Here is a 21,048-nt window from a genome sequence, read left to right on the forward strand (position 1 = left end):
ACGGACGACACGGTGGACGTCGTGATCGACGACGACGAGTGCGGGCTGTCGTATCGGTTCAAGGCGCGGGTCACGTGGGTTCGTGCCGACGCGGCCACCGACGATTACGTGGTCGGGCTCGCGTTCGTCGGCGCGCCGGTGCTGCTCCGCTACGCGCCGGCGCGCGCGGCGGCGAGCCGCGCGGGCATGGCGGACGCCGCGTAACCCCCGCGGACGGCGGCCGGTGCCGCGCGTTGGCGGCGCGGCCGGTCGCGGTGGTACGGTCGACCCGGATGGTCGCGCCGGCCCGCGTTGCGCTCGCGCTCGGCGCGGCGGCGGTCGCCGCCGCGCTCGCGCCCGCCGCCGCGCGCGCGCAGGCCGGCGACGGCGCGGCCGCGGCGATCGGCGCGGCAGTCGAAGCGAGCATCCGCGAGCGGCCGCTGCTGCACAGCGCGCGGGTGGGCATCGCGGTGGTGGACGTGGCCACCGGGCGCGAGCTGTACGCGCGCGACGGCGACGGCGGCTACAGCGTCGCGTCGAACGCCAAGCTCGCCACCGCCGCGGCCGCGCTCGCGCGCCTCGGCCCGGATTTCCGCTACGAGACGGCCGTGTACGCGGACACGTTCGACGCGGCCAGCGGGACGGTGCGCGGCGACCTGATCGCCGTCGGCCGCGGCGACCCCTCGCTCGACGCCGACGATCTGCGCCGCCTGGCGCGCCAACTGCGCGCGGCGGGCGTGCGCCGCGTCACCGGCGGCCTGGCACTCGACGACAGCTACTTCGACGCGGAGGCGCTGCCGCCGCACTTCGACGAACAGCCCGACGAACACGCCTCGTTCCGCGCGCCGGTGTCGGCGCTCGCGCTGAACTTCAACGCCGTCGCGATCGTCGTGCGGCCCGGCGCGAAGGCCGGCGCGCCCGCCGTCGTGTCGGTCGATCCGCCGAACGACTACGTGCGCGTCGCCGGCGGCGTCGCCACGACCCGGTCCGGGCGCCAGCGCGTGTCGGTGGTCCCAGTCGCCCGCCCCGGCGCGCTCGAAGTCAAGGTCGCCGGCCGCGTGCGCGCCGATTCGGGCGTGCGGCGCTACCGGCTGCGCGTCCCCGATCCGTTCGCGTACTTCGGCGCCGCCCTGCGCCACGCGCTCGCCGCCGAGGGCATCCAGCTGCGCCGCCGCACGGTCGTCCGCGCCACGCCCTCGCCGCAAGCCCTGCGCCTCGCGGCGGTCGCCAGCCCGCCGTTGGCCGTGCTCGTCCGCGGCATGGGCAAGTACTCCAACAACTTCGTCGCCGAGATGGTGTTCAAGACCCTCGGCGCCGAGTCGCGCGCCGAGCCGGGCCCCGCCACCTGGCGCGACGCGCAGCGCGCCGTCCGCGACTTCCTCGTGGCCGACATCGGCCTGGCCGACGGCAGCTTCCGCCTCGAAAACGGCTCGGGCCTGTTCGACGCCACCGACATGACGCCGCGCCAGCTCGCGCGGCTGTTGCGCGCGGCCTACCGCGACTTCCGCTACGGACCGGACTTCGTCGCCGCGCTCGCGTTCGGCGGCGCCGACGGCACGCTGTCCGAGCGGTTCGTCGACGGCCCCGCCGACCGCCAGGTGCGCGCCAAGACCGGCACGCTCGACGGCGTGTCGGCGCTCAGCGGCTACGTCGCGGTCGACGGCGCGCGCCCGCTCGCGTTTTCGATCCTCGTCAACGACGTGCCGGACGCGCGCGGCGCGCTGCGCGATGCGCGCGGGCTGCAAGACGACATCGTCGAGGCGTTGATCGCGTGGTTGCGCGAGCCGCCGTGATCGCGCGACCCGCCGCGGACGCGCGAGCCGACGCGGACGCGCGAGCCGCCATCCGACCGCGGCTGCGACGACCGTGCGGGCGACGAGCCGAGCGCGCCGCCGCGCAACCGACCGCACCGTTGCACGCACAACCGATCGAAGAAACGCGTTATGCCGCGACGACGCGCAAGTCGATCACGATCGTGTCGATGCCCACCGCCTCGAGCGGCTCGACCACGGTCGCCGCGACGCCCGGGCCGTCCACCCGGACGACCACGTCCGCCTCGCGCTCGGCGAGGCCGCGATCGCAGGCGCGGCACGGGCGGCCGGCGACGTGACCGTCGCCGTGACACACCGGACAGGGCGGGAACACGGGCAACCCGAGCGCCAGGGTGCGCGGCAGCGCGTCCGGCGCCGCCAGCGTGACGCGCAGGCGCTCGCGGCGGCCCGACTTGGGCCGACCGCCCGGTGTGAAGCTGCGCAGGATCCACGCGCGAACTTCGGCGCGCGACGGCCGCGCGCCCTCGGCGTCGCGCCACAGCGCGACGCGCTCGTCGATTGCCGCCGCGGGTGCCGCCGCGCGCGGCGCCGGCGGCGCCCCGCACAGCGCGGCGTACGCGCGCTCGATGGTCGCGAGATAGCGCGGTCCCCCGCGCGGCGCACGGCCCACGCGGCAGTGGTTGACCAGGTCGCGGCGCGCGGCGGCGATTGCGCCCGGCGCGTCGTGAACGTCCACCCCCAAGGTCTCTCGAACGGTCGCCATCATCCCCTCCCGGGCCGGCCGGCCCTCGCCGTAGGCTACCCCTCCATGGTAGCGGCGACGCGCGCAAACGGGGCGGCCGCCGAACGAGCGCGGGTCGATTGCTAGCAGCCGCGCCCGGCGAGTGCCGACGGGCCGTGCGCGCCCGCGCCGCGCGCTGCCCCGGTCACGGCGCGCCCGGCGACGCGAGCCAGTCGCGCAGCCGGCGCAAGCACAACTCCGTCTTGGCGTCCTCGATGTCGCCGGCCACGCACGCCGCGATCGCGTCGTCGAGATCGAGCCACTCGGTCGTCGCGCCCTCCTCCATCGGCGAGCCGTCCCCCTCGAGCGGCTCCTGCGCCGCGGGATCGTCGACGCGAGCGGCCGCCAGCCAGTAACGCTCGGGCATGGCGCCCGGCGACGGGAAGCTGCCCGCGCCGAGCAAGACGACATCGGCCGGCTCGATGTGAAACCCGGCCTCTTCGCGCACCTCGATCGCGGCCCGGCGACGGATGCCGTCCTCCCCGCGGTCGTCGGCCTCGACGATGCCCGCGACGACCTCGCGGAAGTACAGATAGCGCGCGCGGTCCGGCACCGGCGCGACCCCCGCGGCGCGCCCGAACGCCAGCGGCGGCCGCAACCCGTCGCGCACGAGCACGCGCGGTCTCCCGCCGGCGATGCAGTAGACCGCGACGACGACCGCGTCGACGCCCTTCGGGCGCACGACGAAGTCGACGCAGTACGGTCGGGACACCGAGCCGTCCGCCCGGCGGTTGCGCACACGCAGCCGCCGCAGCGCGAGAAAGCCACCGCTGGCGCCGACGAGTTCGTCGCTGTCCACGATCAGGTCCACGACGCGCATGCGGGCATCATGCCCGGCCGCGACACCGGCGCGCAATCGCCGCCGCTACGGCGCGTACGGATCGATCACGCTGGGCACGTCGCCGGCCACCGCCTCGGCGAGGAATCGGCTCCACATCGCGTGCGCCTCGGCCGCCGGATTGTCGAACGGTTCGGGCATCGCGCGCCGCTCGAACGGAGGCTGGTCCGACACGAATTCGAACTGATCGTTGAGCATGCGCACGGCGGCGTGGCTCGCCGGATACCACACGACCGCCGCCGCCGTCTGGCGCCCGCCGCCGAGGTTCCCGCGCACGGGCGCCGCCCCCGTCTCGGGAAGCGATACGAACCGCAGAACGTCGCCGGGCGGGCTGTCCGGCGCCGCCAGCGGCATGCGCGGCACGCCCGCGGCGGCGAACATCGATTCGTGCGACTCGTTCGGCACCCACTCGTCGCCCCACGACATCGTCATCATCAGATGGGGACCGCTGCCGCCGCGCAGCGACCCGGCGACGAGATACGGCGCGAACGCGAGCGGATCGCCGCGCTCGATCGCCGTGTCGTACAACATCACGATCGGTTCGAACCGGGCCCCGCGGATCGGATCGCCGAGCGCCACGCGCGCCGTGACGTCGAACGGAGAAAACACCACGCCGGCAAACGTGCCGGAGAAGTTCGCGCTGTGCAGCATCGCCGGGTACGGGAACCCCGCGGCGATCGACCACACCGACCCGGCGACGAGGTTCGGGTCCACCGCCAGCGCGACGGTCGCCAACATCGCGCCGAACGACTCGCTCAGAATGCCGACCCTGGGCGCAAACGACAGCTTCCCCGGCAAGCCCGCGGCGACCAGCGCCGCGTCGATCGGCGACGGATCGCCCGAGACGACGAACGCGGCCAGCGCGCAGATCTCGGCCGCCGCCTGGCGCAGGTTGTCCCGCATCGCCGCCGGGTGGTACGCGGGTACGCCGCCGCTGGCCACCAGGTGAAAGAAGTTGACCGACGGAAACAGGCCCTCCAGGTCCCCAAAGCCGTCCGGGACCGCGTCGCCGGTCAGATCGTTTCTCCCATCGCCCGCGGTGGAGGACCGGCTGCCGTGGTACGGGGCATCGATCGCGAGCGTCGCCATGCCGCGCGCCGCCGCCGTGTCCGCCTCGACGAGCATGTCGATGCGCGTGCGGTTGATGCCGTGGACGTAGATGACGACCGGCAGGTTCGCATAGTCGGTCGCCGTCTTCGGCAACACGAGCGTAAAGCGCACCGACTGCGTCCCCTTGACGACCGCCGCGCCGGCCGCGTCGAACTCGATACGCCCGGCGACATTCGGCTCCGCGGCGAGAAAGTTTGGCAGCGCGATGTCGCCGTGGACGACCGCCGCGATGTGCCCGTGCGGCTGCGGGCGGGTCATCCCGAGCAGCCAGCCGGGCGTCGCGTCGGGATCCTGCGCGCCGAACAGCGCGTCCAGGGCGGCGGCATCCGGGCCGACGACCTCGACCGCCGACACCACCGGCGGCGCGGCCGCGGCGGCCTCGCGCAGGGCGACCATCTCGGCGGTGACCGATTCGGTCGTGAACACGGTGGCCGCGGCGACCTCCGCGCGGGTGTCCGCGTCGAGCGCCTCCAGCAGAGGCCGCACCGACGCCTGCACCGCCGCGACCGCGGGATCCGACGGCACCGTCGTCAGGTCGGCCGCCTCGACGAACGCCGGCGCCGGCGCGGCCCCGGCCGCGCGCAGCACGTACGCGCCGTAGCGGGTCCGCTCGCGCAGCACGACGCCGTACGCGGGCGCCGCCACGATGCCGCCGAGGTCGTCGCGCCACACGACGTCGACCGGCACCGGCCGCGGGACATCGCCGAGTTCGACGAGCGCGACGCGGCCGTCGAGGTTCGCCGGGTCGAGCTCCCCGGCGACGGGGAAGAACACGAACGACCGCACGCCGGCCCCGTCGAGGTCGTGCAGCGCGTCGCGCATCATGTCGACCATCTGCGGGTCCGCGTTCGGACCGACCGGCAAGCTCGTGAGTGCGAGCCGCCCGGACGCATCCAGGTACAGGTCGGACGGATACGGCAGCGCGCCCCACGGCGCACCACCGCCCGGCTCCGGCGGCTCCAGCACGTGGCGCGCCGACGCCCCCGCGTCGGCCGGCACCGCCGCGTCCGGCCGCGCCGCGTCGTCGTCGTCGTCGCCGCCGCCGCCGCAACCGACCGCCAACCCGATCGCGACGGCCGCTGCGGCCGTCCGGTTCGCCACTCGCATGGTACCTCCTGCTCGCGCCCGCACCTTCCATTTGTACCGCACTACCCGCCCGCGCTGCGATAGCCTCGCGGCCATGCCGAACCTTCGCAATCACCGCGCCGTCATCACCGGCGCGTCCAGCGGGATCGGCGCCGACATGGCGCGGCTGCTGGCCGGGTGGGGCTGCGACGTCCTCGTCGCCGCGCGCCGCCGCGACCGCCTCGACGCCCTCGCCGCCCGCCTGCGCGCCGACCACGGCGTGGACGCGATCCCGATCGCGGTCGACCTGGCGACCGCCGGCGGCCGCGCCGAACTCGCCGAAGCCGCGTGCGCACGCGGCTTCGACATCTGGATCAACAACGCCGGCTTCGGCGACTACCAGCCGTTCGTCGCTACGGAGTGGGCGCGCCACGCCCAGATGCTCGAGTTGAACGTCGTCGCCCTCGCCGAACTGTCGCACCGCGCGGTCGCCCATCTGCTGTCGCGCGGCCGCCGCGGCTATCTGCTCAACGTCGGTTCGGTCGTCGCCTACGTGCCGATCCCGAACTTCGCCAACTACTGCGGCACCAAGGCCTACGTGCGCGCGTTCTCCAACGCGCTCGCGGCGGAGCTGGCCGGCACGCCGGTGACCGTCACCTGCCTGATGCCGGGCGCGACCGCGACCGAGTTCGCCGAGGTCGCCGGCCACCGGCTGTCCGCCGCGCAGCGCCGGTTCATGATGCCGTCCGAGCAGGTGGCCCGCATCGGTTTGCGCGCGATGCTGCGCGGCCGCCGCAACGTGGTGACCGGTGCGCCGAACAAGCTCACCGCGCTCGGCGCGCGCCTGCTGCCGACGCGCGCGCTGTCGTGGGCGGCGGCGCGCGCCCTCGGACGGCCGACGCGAACCCTGCCGGAGGCCAGCCGATGACCGCCCCGCCGACGGCGGCCGACAACGCGTGCCGGTGGGATGGCGCCCGGCGCGGCCACTACGAGGTCTGGTACCTCACGTGCAACCACCTGGCGTCGCGCACCGGCTACTGGATCCGCTACACGCTCGAGGCGCCGCTGGCCGGACGCGGCGACCCGTACGCCCAGCTGTGGTTCGCGCGGTTCGACAAGCGCGACCCGTCGCGCACGTTCGCGATCAACCGGGTCGTTCCGATCGAAACGTTCTCCGCCGGCGACCGGCCGTTTTGCGTGCGCATCGGCGACGCCGAGCTGCGCCACGACGCCATGCGCGGCGCGATCGCCGGGGCCGGCCACGACGTGTCCTGGGACCTGCGCTGGCGGCCGGCGGCGCACACGCACCGCCACCTGCCCGGCCTCATGTACCGCCGCGGCGGCCTCGGCGACACCACCGTGCTGTCGCCGAACCTCGACGTGCCGGTGCGCGGAACGGTGCGCGTCGACGGCCGCGCGGTCGAGTTTTCCGGCGACCCGGGCGGGCAGACCCACCTGTGGGGGCGCAAGCACGCGCACGCGTGGGCGTGGGGCCACTGCAACGCGTTCGACGGACACCCCGGCGCCGCGTTCGAGGTGCTCACGGTTCGCCTGCGTCGGCGCGGGCGGGTGTCGCCGCCGCTGACGCTGCTGTCGCTGTACGCCGGCGGCGCCGCATACTGCATGACCGGGTTTGCCGACACCCTCCGCGCGCGCGGCACGTGGACGACGGGCCGCTACGCGTTCCGCGCCGAGCGCGGCGACGTCCGCATCGAGGGCGAGTTCTCGTGCCGGCCGGACGACATGGTGGTCGCGCGCTACGCCGACCCCGACGGCGAGCCGGCGTACTGCAGCAACACCGAGGTCGGCGACCTGCGCGTCACCCTGTGGCGGCGGGCGGGGCGGCGCGGGCCGTGGCGGGAGCAGATGCGGCTGGTGGCCCCGGGCACCGGCCACTTCGAGACCGGCGGTCGAACGCGCGACCGAGCCGTCGTCAAGGACCACGTGACCGTGTAGTATCGCGCCACCGTGGCCGAGGAGCTCAAACGCACGCCCCTGTACGACGCGCACGTCGCCGCCGGCGCGCGCATGGTCCCGTTCGGCGGCTGGCACATGCCGGTGCAATACCCCACCGGCATCATCAAGGAGCACCGCGCCGTGCGCGAGGCGGTGGGCGTGTTCGACGTGTCGCACATGGGCGAGGGCGCGCTCGTCGGTCCGCGCGCCGGCGAGGCCGTCCAGCGGCTCATCACGCACGACGCGCGCCGCCTCGACGCCGACGGCAAGGCGCTGTACACGGTGATGTGCAACGACGCGGGGGGCATCGTCGACGACTGCATCGTCTACCGCCGCGCGGCGGACGACTACCTCATCGTGCTCAACGCGTCGAACATCGCCAAGGACCTGGCGTGGATGCGCGAGCGCGCCGGAGACCTCGCCGACGTCCGCGACGAATCGGACGCGACGGCGCTTCTGGCGGTGCAGGGACCGCGCGCGGTCGCTGTGGTCGACCGCCTGTCGCCGGCGCCGCTGGCGGACGTGCCGCGGTTTTCGTTCGTGCGCGCCGACGTCGCGGGCGTCCCGTGCATGGTCGCGCGCACCGGCTACACCGGCGAAGACGGGTTCGAACTCGCCTGCGCCGCCGACCGCGCGCGCGCCCTGTGGGACGCCCTGATCGAGGCCGGCGCCGCGCCGTGCGGCCTCGGCGCCCGCGACACCCTCCGGCTCGAAGCGCGGCTTTGCCTGTACGGCAACGACATCGACGAGACCACCACGCCCTACGAAGCGGGGCTCGGCTGGGTCGTCAAGCTCGACGCGGGCGACTTCATCGGCCGCGACGCGCTGCGCGCGCAACAGGCCGCCGGCGTCTCGCGCAAGCTGATCGGGTTTCGCATCGACGAGCGCGCAATCGCGCGCCACGGCTACCCGGTCGTCGACGCCGGGGGCGAGCCGATCGGGCAGGTCACGTCGGGCACCAAAGGGATCTCGGTGCCCGGATCGATCGGATTGGCGTATGTTCCGGTCGCGCTCGCATCGCCCGGCGGGCGCATCGCGATCGACTGCCGCGGCAAGCGGGTCGACGCGACCGTGGTCAAGGGCCCCTTTTACAAGCGGGAGGACAAGCCAGCATGAGTGACGCGTATCCCAAGGACCTGCTCTACACGAAGGAGCACGAGTGGGCCCGGATCGACGGCAACGTCGCCACGATCGGGATCACCCAGTTTGCCGTCGACCAGCTCGGCGACGTCACCATGGTCGAGTTGCCCGCCGAGGGAGACGAGGTCACCAAGGACGAATCGTTCGGCTCGGTCGAGAGCGTCAAGGCGGTGTCGGATCTGTACGCGCCCGTGTCGGGGAAGGTGGTCAAGGTCAACGATCCGATCAACGACTCGCCCGAGATCCTCAACGAGGACCCGTACGACGAGGGCTGGCTGATCCAGATCGAGATGACCGATCCGGACGAGGCCAAGGAGCTGATGTCGGCCGACGCCTACGCCGAGTTCGTCGCCGAGCAGGAGTAGGGACGGTCGCAGCCGGCGGTGCCCGCCCGCCGGCCGCCGCGACACGCAGCGGGCGCGACGGCGCCGATGTCGGGTTCTTGCGCCCCGTTTGCGTGTCGGGCGGTTCGCCGGCGAGCAGCCCGATGCCCGTGACGCCGGCCGGCACGCGACGGGTGACGCCCGGGCGGTCGCGACGGCGAGCCGCCGCCGGCGTCCCCGGCGATCCGCGAGGAATCGAGCGGGCTCGCGCGCGTCAATAGCGGAAGATCCGCCAGCCGCTGCCGCGTTCGATCTCGAACGCAAAGCCAAAACGGAACGTGATCCGGCCGGTCCCGTCGTCCACCAGACCGGTCGGCGGGTTCGGGAACGGCTGTGCGAGGCGGAACGCCTGGATCGCCTCCTCGTCGAGGAAGTCGACGCCAGACGGCTTGGACACGACGACCTCATCGAGCGCGCCGTCGCGGGTGAGCGACACCGTGAGAACCGTGATGCGGTCCTTGACGCCGTAGATGTTGCCGGTCGGGTCGCGGCGGCGGTAGACCTCCTCCGGGTGCCAGTTCTGTGCGACCTGGCGTTTGACGCGGTTGAAGAACGTCGCGTACTTGAACTTGCGCGTGTTGAGCGCGGTCGTCTCACCCTCCTCGACGCCGGGCAGGTGGTCCATCGTGCCGCCGGCCACCCGCTCGATCAGTTCGGGTGTCGGCGTGAGGTTCGGCCCGCCACCGGGCGGGCCCGGCCGGGCGCCCGCCCCGCCCTCGCCGCCGTCGCCGGCCGGCCCCCACGGCGGCCGCGGCTGGACCTCTCCGCGCGTGGCCGCGCCGATGCCATCGGGAGCGACCCGATCGAACCCCGCGGTCGCGGCGGCGGAAGCGGCGGGCGCCGGACGACCGGGCGCGCCGGGCCGGCGCATCGACAGCGCGCCGTCGCCGCCCGCTTCGGAAGACGCGGCGGCCGGCGCGCGCGGCGCCTCCGCCGGTTCGCGGGACGGCGGCGATGATGCGCGGCCGCGCTCGTCGAACGCGCCGCGGCGGACGGTCTGCCGGTCGACCGTGCTGTCGTACTCTGCCAGGTAGTCGTAGTGGTCCGGCCGGCGCTCGACGGCGGGCGCGGGGATGTCGACGACCTGTCCGTCGAGCCGTTCCTCGACCTTTTCCTCGACCATCTTGTCGAACGCGTCGACCAGGTCGAGGTCGACCGCGTCGACGGAGTCGGCATCGAGCAGCGGCGTGGCGTCGCGCTCGATCTGCGCGACGGTGTCCGCATCCGGCGCACTGCAGTCGATCAGCGCCAATCGATAGTCCCGCAGGGCGTCCGATACGCACGCGCGGACGTGGCCGCCCGCGCGCCAGGCGCACCCGATCGCGCGCGCGGCCAGGTGGGCGACGGCCTCGCCCGCACACGACGTATCGACGGTGAACGAGCCGCCGGGCCCCGACACCGCGGTCGCGGTCGCGACCGTTCGATCGCGCCGCGCCCACCGCGCCCCCCCCGTCGGCGGCGGCACGAACGTCAGGAATGCGGCGTGCACGGCCAGTGCGGCCGCGACGACGCCCAGCGGGCGGTAGTGGTCCCGCGACCTGCTCCGGCGGCGGCGTGCGGTCACTGCCAAGGCGTCGTCTCCTGGGATCGGATCCGTCAGTCAGTATACGGCCGGCCGGCGCAGCCGCTCGCCGAAACCGGACGGTCGATCCGAACCGGCACCGGCCGCGCGCCGTCGTCACCTCACGATGGGATTGCCGAACAGGTAGGGTGCGCGCACCACCACGCGATCGCGGCCACGCAACAGCGCCTGCGGCACCGGGCCGTACGGCGCGGCGCGGCGCAGCGCGTCGAGCACCTCCGCGTCGAACGCGGCAAAGCCGCTGGATTTGTCGACGTGGACGTCGGCGACGGAGCCGTCGGCGAGCAGCGTGAACCGCACGACCACCTCGCCCTGTTCGAGCGACAGCGCGAGCTGCCGCGGAAACTCGACGAGCGCGTCGATCCGGCGGTACATGTCGCGGAAGTAGGGATCGTCGCGCCGCGCGCGCAGGGCGCCGGGCCGCCGCGCCCGCGCCAGCGCGGCGCGGACGGCCGCCGTCGACGACCCGCGCCCGCGCGGCGCCACGCCCGGCGCCGGCACCGGCCCGGCGACCCCGTCGTGGCGGCCGCCGGCGCGCGGCCGGGTGAGTTCGAACGGCCCGGGGCGGCGCTCGTCGCTGGCCGCCACCGCGTCGACCGCATCGCGCGCTGGGCCGTCGCGATGGGATTCTACCGCCGCGGGCCCGCGGTCGACGCGCGGGGCCGCCGGCCCGGCTACCACGTCGCCGCGCACAGCCGCGGGGCGCGCCCGCGCCGGCGACGGCGCGGGTGCCGTCGCCAGCGTACCGCCGGGCCGCACCGCGACCGGCGCGCCACCGGCTGCGCCCTGGTCGCGGCCCGCCCGCGCCCGGCGGCCGCGCGCGCGGCGGTCGTCCCACCCGGGCGCGGGCGCGCGCGACAGCGCCTCCCGGCTCGACGCGCGGCGCGCCGTGCGCCGGCGCGCGATCCGGTAGCGGTCCGCGGCGCTCCATGGTTGCGCACGCAACGACTCGCCGTCGCGCCGCCCGGTGTACGTGTCCGGCCCGCCCGCGGCGCCGCCGCCGCGAGACGCCGCCGCTTGGCCCGGCAGGTCGGCGCCGCCGCGCGGCAACGGATGACCGACCGCCGGCGCGACCACGTCCGCCGGCCCGATCGCGACCTCGAGCGGCGGCCCGAGTGCGCCCGGCGGCGCGGTCACCAGCGCCACCGGCACCAACGGCTCGACGGACGGCGCCGGGGCGACCGACGTGCCGGCCGCCGACGGCGGCAACCCGCGCGGGCCGGCGAGCCCGGCGAGCAGCCACACGTGCAGAGCGATCGCCCACAGCAGCGCCGCCGCCGCGCGCATCCGAGGCATCCCGGCCAGTATGGCACGCGCCGCCCCGGACGATCAGCGCGCGCCGAGCACGCGTTCGACCTCGGCGATCAACTCGTCGGCGGTCGTGCCCGTCGCCGGATACACCGCGATCGCGCCCTCGAGCGGCAACGGCGGCGCGCCGTCGTCGTCCGACGCCGCCAGGGCGTGCAGCCGCGCGACTGCCGCCTCCGCCCCCTTTTGATCGGTGTGCGGCATCAGCAGCGCGAACGTGTCGCGCGACCACCGGGCCGCGTCGTCGAATCGGCGCACGGCGAGCCGCAGCAGATCGGACATGCGGTCGATCGCGACGCTCGGGTCGGGCAGGTCGTCGAGCCCGACCACGCGCAACAGCGCGAACGAACACAGCAGCCCGAACCGTTCGGACCGCGCCAGCTCCTCCTCGACCCGGCGGACCATCTCCGACTTGCAGTACAGCAGCGTCTCGTCGTCGAACGGGTCGCGCTCGCGCAGCCGAGCCAGCTCCTCGACCACCGCCGCCGCGCGCCGGTCGACCTCGGCCGCGACGTTGCGCTCCAGCTCGTCGAGCCTCGCGCGCAGCGCGTCGCGCTCCGCGGTCAGCGCATCGATCTGGCGTTGGAGCACCTCGCCGGCGCGCAGCTGGTCGAGCGCCGAATTGACCGCGCCGACCAGCTCGCGCCGATCGATCGGCTTCGTGAAGAACCGGTACGCGCGGCCCTCGTTGATCGACGAGATCGCCGTCTCGAGATCGGGGAACCCCGTCACCAGAATGCGAATCGCGTCCGGCGCGAGGCTGATCGAACGCGTGAGCAGCTCCGTGCCGGTCATCCCCGGCATCATCTGATCCGTGATGATCACGTCGAACGGCTCGGCCTCCAGCCGCGACAGCGCCTCGGTGCCGCTCTGCGCCACCTCGACGTCGTAGTCGCGCCGGAACATCCGCTTGAGGAATTCGACGTTCTCCGGCTCGTCGTCGACGACGAGCATGCGGAATTTACGCCGCTCGGGGACGTCCGACCGCGCGCCAGTGATCGCGGGATCCCCCACGAGATCGAGGGTATCGCGGCCGCAGTCGCCGAGCAACCAGCACGTGCGCGGCGGATGTGCTACATCGTCGCCGCGATGCGACCGACGCGCCGGCAAAAACGGTGGAGCGGCCGGCTGCGCACCGCCGGTGCGCTGCTCGGCATGCTCGGCGCGGTCGCGCTCGCCGACCACCTGCTCGACCTCGCGTCGCCCCAGCGCGCGTCGTCAGTGTTCGCCCATACCGGCGCCCCCGCTGCGCTCGGGATCGCCGTGACCGCGGCCGGCGTCGCCCTGTACGCGCTCGGCCGCCGCTGGAGCCGGTAGGCGGCCATCGCGCGCGGCCGATCCCCGGCCGGACCGCTTGAACCTCCCCGGGGCCCGGTGCACACTGGCCCGCGGAAGTGCTTCCTGGACTGGTGCCGGGCTTGGCCTTCAAAGCCAATGGTGCCTCGCGAGAGCGACGGTACGGCGGGTTCGATTCCCGTGCACTTCCGCCGCGGTGTGGCGCGCTGGCCCCGGCGCCGGCGCGCCGCGCTCACTTTTCCACGTGAACCTCGTAGGTTCCGTCGCCGGACGTCACGGTGCCGACAATCGTGAGCGTGCCCGGCTCGCGCACGACGTCGTCCCCGTCGGCCATCAACCCGCCCGACAGCGACAGCGCGAACACCGCGCGGGCGTCGACGTCGCCCGACAACAACATCTCTCCGGCCAGCGTGCCCGTGAACGTGCCGTCCGGGATGTCGCGCAGGCTCATGTCGAGCGAGGGGAGCGCGGCGGAATCGGTGTCGTAGGTGATCGCGATCTCCTCCACGACGCCGGCGGTGACCGGATCGTCGACCGCGCCGTCCGCATACCCGTCGAGCGTCAACACGAGCCGCATCTCCTTGTTGGCGGACGCGCCCTGGTCGACCTGGCCGGCCACGGTGATCGTGCCCGACACGTCGCCCGCCGCCTCCTGAACGGGGATGTTCGCGCTCGTCGCCGCGTTGAACCCCGCGAAGCCGAGGCCGAGCGCCCGGTCGACCGCGCGGTCGAATCCGAGATACGCCCACCGCGCCTCGGTGTCGCTGTCCAGGTCGTCGCCGTCGCCGCAGCCGAGCGCCGCGAGCGCGGCCGCGAGCGCGACCACCCGTCCGATGCGCGATCGTTCGGTCCTGCCCGCCCCCGGGAGGCCGGCGGTCCCCACGACCGGATCGCAACGCTCATCGCGGGGCGAGCGAGACCGGCCGGCAAACGACGGATGGGACTTTGGGGAGGACGTCCGACGCGGCTGGCGTCGCGAGCAATTGGCGAAGGCGGTAGCAGACTGGTGCACTGCCAGATAGATGCGCGAGCCGCCGCCGCGGTTGAAGCGATCGCGCGCGGCGGGTCCGTGGCAAAGTCCCGGTATGGCCGGCGACGCGCAAGCCGACGCGCGGGAGTTCGTCGTCGAACTCGGGGTCGCGCTGCACCGCGCCGGAACGCCGGCACACCGCCTCGAGCGCGCCCTCGCGAAGGTCGCGCGTCATCTGGGTGAGCCGGCGCAGGTGTTCACCACGCCGACGCAGCTGTTGGTCGCGTTCGGCCCGCTGCGCGACCAGCGACCGGTGATGGTCCGCGTCCAGCCGGGCGACGTCGACCTGGGCAAACTCGAGGCGCTCGACGCGGTGGCCGACGAGGTCGTGGCCGGCGATCTCGACGTCGCGGCCGGTCTCGCGCGCGTCCGCGCGATCGCCGGCGCCCGGCCGCGGTTCGGCCGGCTCGCCACGCTCGTCGCGTTCGCCGCGACGTCGGCGGCGGTCGCGCGGTTCTTCGCGGGCGGCGTTCCCGAGATCGCGACCTCCGGCGCGATCGGTCTGGCGATCGGCGCGCTCGCGATCGCGACGACGCGCACGGTCGCAGGCGCGCATGTGTTCGAGCTGCTCGCGTCGCTGGTCGCGGGCGCGGCCGCCGCGCTCGCCGCGCACGCCGGCGCCGGCGCATCCGCGCAGATCACCACGCTCGCGGGCCTGATCGTGCTCGTGCCCGGCTTCACCCTGACGGTCGCGATGCACGAGCTGGCCACTCGCAACCTCGTGTCGGGCACGGCGCGCCTCACCGCGGCCGGGATCTCGTTTCTCGAGATCGGCTTCGGCGTGACTCTCGGCACGCTGGCGGTGACGCGCGCGCTCGGCCCGACGCCGCCGGCGCGCGGCGCGCCGCTGCCCGACTGGACGGAGCCGGTCGCGCTGGTGGTCGCGGCGATCGCGATCGCCGTGCTGTTTCACGCCCGGCCGCGCGCCATGCCCGGCATCGTCGTCGCGTGCGCCGCGGCGTTCTACGGCGCGCGCCTGGGCGCGTGGCTGGTCGGACCGGAACTCGGCGCCTCGGTCGGCGCGTTCGTCGTTGCGGCCGGCAGCAACCTGTGGGCGCGCCGGACCGACAGGCCCGCGATGGTGCCGCTGGTGCCCGGTCTGCTGCTGCTCGTGCCCGGCAGCCTCGGGTTCCGCAGCCTGACGTCGCTGGTGCAGCGCGACGTGATCGCCGGCGTCGACACCGCGTTCGCGATGGCGCTCGTGGCGATGTCGCTGGTCGCCGGGCTGTTGCTCGCGCACGCCGCCGTCCCACCCCGGCGCAGTCTGTAGGTCGGTGTGCGAGGTCGCTGCCGCGCGTACGTGTGCGCGGCGACGCGGCGGCCGCGTAGACCGCCGGCGCCGCCCGTGCGTTGCACACCACAGACCGGCGATCCGCCGGTCCGCCACCCGATCGACCTGGAGGATCCTCGATGAAGCGCACTGTCCTTGCCGTCCTCACCGCCGCCGTCACCGCCGCGCTCGCCGCGGCCGCCGCCCGGCCAGCCGCGGCCTGCGGCATGCCGATGCGCCTCGAACCGGCCGACGAGAACCTGTTGGCCGAGGCCGAGGCGCTCGCCGAAGCCGAGGAGTACTACGCCGCGATCCGGCTGTACGATCGCGCCGCATACGACGACCGCGCCGACATCCGGATCCGGCTGCGCGCCGCGTACCGCGCCGCGCGGCTGCGGGTCGAGATCGACGATCCCGACGGCGCGGCCCGCAGCTACGCGCTGGCGGCCCACCTCGCCGGGATCGCGGCGGTGCACCTGGTGCGCGGGGAATTCCGCGAACCGCAGGAGGCCGCGCTCGCGGCGGCCGAGTCCGGCGCGGTGCCAGGCGGACAGCGGCCGCCCGCGGTGGAAGCCGCGATCGAGCTCGCCGCGTCCCACGAGGCGGCGCTGGCGCGATGACGCCGATCGGTCAGCTGGCCCGCGCGGCCGTCGTCGCCGCGGCGTGCGCCAGCGCCGCCGCGCCGGCCGCCGCTCGCCCGCTGTCGGCCGAGGCGCGGCGGGGCCGAGCTGCGATGCAGCGCGCCGAGTGCACGCGCTGCCACGACGTGACCGACCCGGCCGGCGACGGCCGCGGGGTCTCGCCGGCGCCGCGCGGCCGCCACTGCGTCGGCTGCCACACCTGGATCCTGTCGACCCGCGGCGACGCCGACGCGATCGCGCGCCACCGCCATCGATACCCCGACTGGGACCGCTACCTCGAGTCCATCGAACACTTCACGCGGCTGCCGGACCTCGGCACGATCGCGCGCCGCGTACGCCCCGAGTTCTTGCGCGCGTTCCTCGACGCGCCGTTCGACCTGCGGCCGCACCTGGACGAGTCGATGGTGCCGGTACAACTGTCTGCGCGCGACAAGGATGCGGTCGTCGCGTACCTGCGCGAACTCGCCGGCGACCAGGCAGTGCCGCGGGGTGCGCCGGCGGCGCCGGAGCCGTCCGCCGCACGCGTGGCGGCCGGACGCGCGGCGTTCGAGCGCGCCGGCTGCGCGAGCTGCCACGTCGTCGGCAACGAGCGGTTCGGCGCCGACTACACGCCGGCGCTGTACGCGGCGATGAAATCGCGGGCACTGCTGGCGCCCAATCTGCGTCACGTGCGGGCGCGCATCCCGCGCGACGTCCTCGTGCGCTACATCGCCGACCCGCAAGCGGTCGATCCGCGGTCGACCATGCCGCGGCTCGACCTGCCCGCCGGCGACATCGAACAGATCGCCGACTACTTGCTGTCGGGCGACGCCGATGTGCCCGCGCCTCCGGCGCCGCTGCGCGCGGGCGACGTCGCCGTGCTCGACCGCCCGGTCGGCTTCGACGAGGTCTACGCCCGCGTGTTCGGTCGCATCTGCGTCCACTGCCACATGAACGCCGACGCCAACGGCGGAGACGGCGGCCCGGGGAACACCGGCGGGCTCGGGTTCGCGGGCGCCGGGCTCGACCTGGAGACCTACGCGGGCATGCGGCGCGGCGCGCTGCGCGGCGGCCGCCGCGTGTCGGTGCTCGACCCGGGCCCGGACGGCTCGCCGCCGCTGCTCCTGCAAAGCCTGCTGCGGCGCCACGCGGAGGCCGCCGCCCGCGATGCCCGCCCGGTGTACGGCGACGCGGCGATCGTCGCGCGGCCCGCCGGCGACCGGCCCGGCATGCCCCTCGGACTGCCGCCGCTGCCGCCGCGCGACCTGCAGCTGGTCAAGACGTGGCTCGCGCAGGGCGCGCCCGGCCCGCGGCGCGCGGCGAGTCGCTGAGCCGCGCCGGCCCGCGTCACGGCCGCCAGCGCGGCAGCCAGCGGTCGGCGGCGGCGCGCAGCCGCACGCGCGCGCTGCCGTCGGCGCGCGCGATCTCGATGTGGCGTCCCGCCGGAGTGTGCTCGTCGTAGGCGAGGAACGCGCCGTCGGGCGACCAGCTCGCCGTCACCACCGCCGCGCCGGCGCGCGACACCCGCACCGGCGGCGCGCCGCGGTCGACGCGCGCCACCCACAGCTCGCGCGCGCCGCTGGCGTGGTGCAGCAGGTAGGCGATGCGCTGGCCGTCGGGCGACCACACCGGGTCGCACTCGTGCCGGTCGGCGGCGTCGAGGCCGGTGACCCGCGACACCTGTCCGCTCGCGACCTCCACCACGAACAGCCGCTCGGGGCCATCGCGGTCGCCGCAGAACGCGACCCGCGTTCCGTCCGGCGACCACCGCGGGGTCGTCTCCTGGCCGGGCTGGTCCACCAGCGAAGCCCGCCGACCGCCGTCCGGGTCGATCGCGACGAGCGCGCCGTCCCCGCCGGCCGTCGACACGAACGCGATGCGGTCGCCGCGCGGCGACACGTCCGGGTCGAACGCGCCGTCGCCGTCGAAGGTGATCCGTGTCGCCGCGCCGGTCGCCAGGTCGACGCGGTACAGGTCGCGGAAGCTCGCTGCGCTCGTCTCGACCACCGCCCAGTCGCCGGCCGGCGGCGCGCTCGGGCGCCGGACGACGCCCGCGACCGGCCCGACGCGCCGCCACCGCCCGGTCGCATCGCGCACCGCGAGCTGCTCGCGGTGGTCCGCCCCCTCGGGCCCCTCGACGACGGCGATGGCGAGCGCGCGCCGCCCCGGCCCGGGATAATAGGCGGCGTCGGCGGGCGCCTCATCGCGCAGGTCGTCGCCGCCCGGCGTCATCGACCGCATGCGCACGTCGCCGCCGGCGGCGCGCTCGGCGAACCAGATGCGCCCCGGAGCCGCCGCCAGCGCCGCGGCGAGCGCCGCGTCACCGTCGAGCCGGGGGGCGGGCGCGACCGGAAGCGAGGCGCTCGGCCGCGCGGCCGGCGACTCCGGTGTCCCGGACGTCGACGGCCGGCAGCCGAGCACACCGAGCGCACACGCCGCCGCGATGCGCGCGGCCGTCACCGGACGCGGATCGCGTCGGCGACCACCACCGCCCCCGACGGCGCCCACCGCGACAGCACGACCTTGTTCCAGCCCTTCTTGAACCGCCACGTCCCGAGCGTGTTCCACTGCCGGCCAGCGACGCGCTGATTCTTCTTGACGGTCGCGAGCCGGTTGCCGGCCGCGTCGAACACGACGAACGGCGCCGCGTCGCTGCGATTCGAGCCGGCGGTCCACCACGCGTCGATCGTCTTGGTCGCGTCCGCCGCCAGGTAGAAGCGGAACTCCGCACCGTCGGACACCGGCTGCGTGCTCGCCCACCAGTAGCCGGTGCCGTAGTACCCCGCCGTCGCGTTGGACGCGGTCCAGTTCGACGACACGACGATCTTGGCCTTCGACGCGTCGTTGCGGCTGTTGTTCGAGTCGACGACGATCGCGCCGCCGCCGCCGCCGCCGCCGCCGCCGCTGCCGCCGCTGCCGCCGCTGCCGCCGCCGTCGCCGCAATACGCGCGGACGCGGTTGAGGTAGTGGGTCCACGGCCAGTTCGGGCCCGGGTCGGTGCGGTTCCACGGCTGAAGCTGTCCGTGGCCGACGATGTGGTACTTGTCCCGCTTGATGCCGTGGTCGCGCGTGATGTCGCACACGAGCTTCGCCGACGCCTCGATCTGTCCCGATGGGAACGACTTCTGGCTGGCATAGCCCGCGTGCTCGATACCGACCGTGAAGTTGTTGCTGTTGTACCCGTTGCGCCAGCAATCGACGCCGCCGTTCCGGCTGCAGCTATAGCTGGCCGCGATATGCCATGCCTTGCGGTATTCGCGGACGAGCTGCGTGATCTCCGCGCCGTTTTCCTTGACCACGTAATGCGCGCTCGCGCCCGCCGCCGTGTTGCGCAACCAGCCCCAACAGCCCGAGTAGCCGCCCTCGCACGTGTGGATGATGACCATCGCGATCTTGCCGATCGAACCGGTCGACCGCGCGCTGTGGTTGGGCGACGGGCGCCACACCGCGCTCGGGTAGTCCGCCGTCCCCTGCGGCACCTCCGGCTCGGGCGGCCGCGCGTACGCGGGCACCACCGACGGCTGCGGCTCGATCGTCGCGATCGGAGTGCCGTCCTCGGCCGCGAGCGACGCGCCGGTCGCGAGCACGCCGTAGACGTCGTCGACCACGTACGCGGCGCGCGCCAGCTCGTCGTCGATGCCGCTGAACGCCGCGACCGCCGGCGCCCACGCGCCGATGTCCGCGTCCGGGTCGATGCCGAGCGCATCCGCCTGCTCGCGCAACAGGGCGGCCGCCGCGCGGATGTTGCCGCGCTCGTCGAACCTGACGTCGTCCTCGTCGATGCCGGCGAGCCGCGCGCCGCGCGCGATGCGGTCGCCGCGCAGCCCCATCACTCCGTACGCGGCGGCCTGATCGTCGTGCGCGTCGCCGACGACCATCTCCCAGCGGCTCTCGACGTAGCCGATCGCCGCGAGCAGCGGCGACGGCACGCCGAACTCCGCCGCGGCCTCGTCGAACAGGTCGTCGAGGTCCACCGTGTACAGGTCTTCCGGATCGCCAGCAGACTCGTCTCCCGCGCCGTCGGGCGCGGGCGCGGTGATCTCCCCGGCACATGCGAACGCGAGTCCGAGCGGGACCGCGACGACGAAACGAAGCAGCGCATTGCGAAACATCTGTTTCACCTCCTCCCCGGCTCAGGGAGGAAGTGCAGCGCGCGTGCCACCGGCGACACGCGTGCAACTGCGCGCGCGCCCGTCGCGTTCGTGCGCCGCCTGGGGAGTGGCCCCTGCAACCTTCCGGTTGCACGCCGCCGAAGGATCCCGGTCGTCCCACGTCATCCTACCCTAGCAATGCACGTAGGTGTCGATACCACCTCCGCGCACCGCGCTCACGGCCGCCGGCGCGCGTCCACGCGGCGTGCCGGCAGCCCACAAAAAAAGGGCGGCCCGCAGGCCGCCCCTCGTCGATCGCGTCGCGCGTGGCTAGTTGCCGCCGGTGCCCGGCACCTCCTGGCAGACCTCGCCGTTGGCCGCGGGGTTCGCGCAGTCGCAGGTCCAGTCGAGCCCCGTGCCGTCCGTGTTCGAGGCGTCGGAATCGGTCTCGCAGAAGCCGACGTATTCCAGCACGCCCTGGCCATCCGACGAGCCGATCAGCCAGCAGATCTCGTTGAGACCGGGGCACGGCTTGTCGGCAGCGGTGCAGTTCGAACCGCAGCAGTTCGGCCACGTGAGCTGCATCATCGCGTCCTGGTTCCACATCTGCGTGATGGTCCCGCACAGGGTGCGGCACTTGCCCCCGAGGCACTGCGTGCCGTTGGTGCAGTCGTTGGTGAACATGCAATCCGAGCCGGCCGGCAGGTCGTCCACCTTGCGGATGCACACGCCGCCGTCGTCCGCCTTTTCCTCGATGTAGCAGGCCTCGTTGTCGCCCGTGCAGCTCGTGGGATTGAGCGGATCACAGTTGTCGAGGCACCACGCGA

At 74.6% G+C, this 21,048-nt stretch carries 20 protein-coding genes; 10 read left to right on the forward strand and 10 right to left on the reverse strand.

Features of this window, described 5'->3' with window-relative positions:
- Positions 1-204, forward strand: a 204-nt coding sequence (locus D6689_10060; GenBank protein RMH41786.1) for a hypothetical protein, incomplete at its 5' end; no start/stop codon positions are given.
- A gap of 68 nt (positions 205-272) precedes the next feature.
- Positions 273-1,772, forward strand: coding sequence for a D-alanyl-D-alanine carboxypeptidase/D-alanyl-D-alanine-endopeptidase (gene dacB / locus D6689_10065; GenBank protein RMH41787.1), 1,500 nt, complete (start codon positions 273-275; stop codon positions 1,770-1,772).
- Between the two features lie 148 nt (positions 1,773-1,920).
- On the opposite strand, the gene D6689_10070 is transcribed toward dacB, so the two are convergent.
- From D6689_10070 to D6689_10080, 3 genes are all read right to left on the reverse strand, one after another.
- Positions 1,921-2,487, reverse strand: a complete 567-nt coding sequence (locus D6689_10070; protein ID RMH41788.1) for a hypothetical protein — start codon at positions 2,485-2,487, stop codon at positions 1,921-1,923.
- Positions 2,488-2,677: 190 nt separating this feature from the next.
- Positions 2,678-3,352, reverse strand: a complete 675-nt coding sequence (locus D6689_10075; protein RMH41789.1) for an NUDIX hydrolase — start codon at positions 3,350-3,352, stop codon at positions 2,678-2,680.
- A gap of 45 nt (positions 3,353-3,397) precedes the next feature.
- Positions 3,398-5,125, reverse strand: coding sequence for a hypothetical protein (locus D6689_10080; GenBank protein RMH41790.1), 1,728 nt, complete (start codon positions 5,123-5,125; stop codon positions 3,398-3,400).
- Position 5,126: 1 nt separating this feature from the next.
- On the opposite strand from D6689_10080, the gene D6689_10085 reads away from it, so the two are divergent.
- The 4 genes from D6689_10085 to gcvH are packed head-to-tail and all read left to right on the forward strand — an operon-like array spanning position 5,127 to position 9,006.
- Complete coding sequence (locus D6689_10085) at positions 5,127-6,473, forward strand: SDR family oxidoreductase (protein ID RMH41791.1); 1,347 nt, start codon at positions 5,127-5,129, stop codon at positions 6,471-6,473.
- The gene (locus tag D6689_10090) at positions 6,413-7,501 is read left to right on the forward strand and encodes a hypothetical protein (protein ID RMH41792.1); all 1,089 of its coding nucleotides are present in this window, start codon (positions 6,413-6,415) and stop codon (positions 7,499-7,501) included. Before D6689_10085 ends, D6689_10090 begins: the two co-directional genes overlap by 61 nt.
- Positions 7,502-7,513: 12 nt before the next feature.
- Positions 7,514-8,617 (forward strand): glycine cleavage system aminomethyltransferase GcvT, encoded by a 1,104-nt coding sequence (gene gcvT, locus D6689_10095; GenBank protein ID RMH41793.1) that lies wholly within the window; start codon positions 7,514-7,516, stop codon positions 8,615-8,617.
- On the forward strand, positions 8,614-9,006 hold the full coding sequence (gene gcvH, locus D6689_10100) for a glycine cleavage system protein GcvH (protein ID RMH41794.1): 393 nt from the start codon (positions 8,614-8,616) through the stop codon (positions 9,004-9,006). Before gcvT ends, gcvH begins: the two co-directional genes overlap by 4 nt.
- 232 nt (positions 9,007-9,238) lie before the next feature.
- Here the strand turns inward: gcvH and D6689_10105 are convergent, their stop codons facing one another.
- The 3 genes from D6689_10105 to D6689_10115 all read right to left on the reverse strand — a co-directional run bounded on the left by D6689_10105 (position 9,239) and on the right by D6689_10115 (position 12,964).
- A complete protein-coding gene (locus tag D6689_10105) occupies positions 9,239-10,594 on the reverse strand; it encodes an energy transducer TonB (protein ID RMH41795.1) in 1,356 nt (451 codons plus the stop codon).
- A 108-nt stretch (positions 10,595-10,702) separates the two neighbouring features.
- On the reverse strand, positions 10,703-11,893 hold the full coding sequence (locus D6689_10110; GenBank protein RMH41796.1) for a TonB family protein: 1,191 nt from the start codon (positions 11,891-11,893) through the stop codon (positions 10,703-10,705).
- A gap of 42 nt (positions 11,894-11,935) precedes the next feature.
- Positions 11,936-12,964 carry a response regulator gene (locus D6689_10115; GenBank protein ID RMH41797.1) on the reverse strand — a complete coding sequence of 343 codons (1,029 nt, stop codon included), beginning with the start codon at positions 12,962-12,964 and terminating at the stop codon, positions 11,936-11,938.
- A gap of 18 nt (positions 12,965-12,982) precedes the next feature.
- Here D6689_10115 and D6689_10120 point away from each other — a divergent pair, with 18 nt between their 5' ends.
- Positions 12,983-13,231 carry a hypothetical protein gene (locus D6689_10120; GenBank protein RMH41798.1) on the forward strand — a complete coding sequence of 83 codons (249 nt, stop codon included), beginning with the start codon at positions 12,983-12,985 and terminating at the stop codon, positions 13,229-13,231.
- Between the two features lie 211 nt (positions 13,232-13,442).
- Here the strand turns inward: D6689_10120 and D6689_10125 are convergent, their stop codons facing one another.
- Positions 13,443-14,036, reverse strand: a complete 594-nt coding sequence (locus D6689_10125) for a hypothetical protein (protein RMH41799.1) — start codon at positions 14,034-14,036, stop codon at positions 13,443-13,445.
- Positions 14,037-14,232: 196 nt separating this feature from the next.
- Here D6689_10125 and D6689_10130 point away from each other — a divergent pair, with 196 nt between their 5' ends.
- The 3 genes from D6689_10130 (at position 14,233) to D6689_10140 (ending at position 17,461) form a co-directional block, all read left to right on the forward strand.
- Positions 14,233-15,510: a threonine/serine exporter family protein gene (locus D6689_10130; protein RMH41800.1), complete on the forward strand. Its 1,278-nt coding sequence runs from the start codon at positions 14,233-14,235 to the stop codon at positions 15,508-15,510.
- Between the two features lie 140 nt (positions 15,511-15,650).
- Positions 15,651-16,130, forward strand: a complete 480-nt coding sequence (locus D6689_10135; GenBank protein ID RMH41801.1) for a hypothetical protein — start codon at positions 15,651-15,653, stop codon at positions 16,128-16,130.
- The gene (locus D6689_10140) at positions 16,127-17,461 is read left to right on the forward strand and encodes a hypothetical protein (GenBank protein ID RMH41802.1); all 1,335 of its coding nucleotides are present in this window, start codon (positions 16,127-16,129) and stop codon (positions 17,459-17,461) included. The genes D6689_10135 and D6689_10140 overlap by 4 nt, the downstream gene beginning before the upstream one ends.
- 16 nt (positions 17,462-17,477) lie before the next feature.
- On the opposite strand, the gene D6689_10145 is transcribed toward D6689_10140, so the two are convergent.
- The 3 genes from D6689_10145 to D6689_10155 all read right to left on the reverse strand — a co-directional run.
- Entirely contained in the window at positions 17,478-18,638 is a 1,161-nt protein-coding gene (locus tag D6689_10145) for a hypothetical protein (protein RMH41803.1), read from the reverse strand.
- Positions 18,587-20,251, reverse strand: a complete 1,665-nt coding sequence (locus D6689_10150; protein RMH41804.1) for an N-acetylmuramoyl-L-alanine amidase — start codon at positions 20,249-20,251, stop codon at positions 18,587-18,589. The genes D6689_10145 and D6689_10150 overlap by 52 nt, the downstream gene beginning before the upstream one ends.
- 300 nt (positions 20,252-20,551) lie before the next feature.
- On the reverse strand, positions 20,552-21,048 hold a 497-nt coding region (locus tag D6689_10155), incomplete at its 5' end, for a hypothetical protein (protein RMH41805.1).

It is taken from the genome of Deltaproteobacteria bacterium (genome assembly GCA_003696105.1).
Classification (GTDB): Bacteria; Myxococcota_A; Polyangia; order Haliangiales; family J016; genus J016.

Excerpts from the sequence above, each read along its gene's own strand:
- dacB (RMH41787.1), top strand. The coding sequence starts at position 273 with ATGGTCGCGCCGGCCCGCGTTGCGCTCGCGCTCGGCGCGGCGGCGGTC.
- D6689_10075 (RMH41789.1), bottom strand. The coding sequence starts at position 3,352 with ATGCGCGTCGTGGACCTGATCGTGGACAGCGACGAACTCGTCGGCGCC.
- D6689_10085 (RMH41791.1), top strand. The coding sequence starts at position 5,127 with ATGCCGCCGAGGTCGTCGCGCCACACGACGTCGACCGGCACCGGCCGC.
- gcvH (RMH41794.1), top strand. The coding sequence starts at position 8,614 with ATGAGTGACGCGTATCCCAAGGACCTGCTCTACACGAAGGAGCACGAG.
- D6689_10110 (RMH41796.1), bottom strand. The coding sequence starts at position 11,893 with ATGCGCGCGGCGGCGGCGCTGCTGTGGGCGATCGCTCTGCACGTGTGG.
- D6689_10120 (RMH41798.1), top strand. The coding sequence starts at position 12,983 with ATGTGCTACATCGTCGCCGCGATGCGACCGACGCGCCGGCAAAAACGG.
- D6689_10130 (RMH41800.1), top strand. The coding sequence starts at position 14,233 with ATGCGCGAGCCGCCGCCGCGGTTGAAGCGATCGCGCGCGGCGGGTCCG.
- D6689_10135 (RMH41801.1), top strand. The coding sequence starts at position 15,651 with ATGAAGCGCACTGTCCTTGCCGTCCTCACCGCCGCCGTCACCGCCGCG.
- D6689_10140 (RMH41802.1), top strand. The coding sequence starts at position 16,127 with ATGACGCCGATCGGTCAGCTGGCCCGCGCGGCCGTCGTCGCCGCGGCG.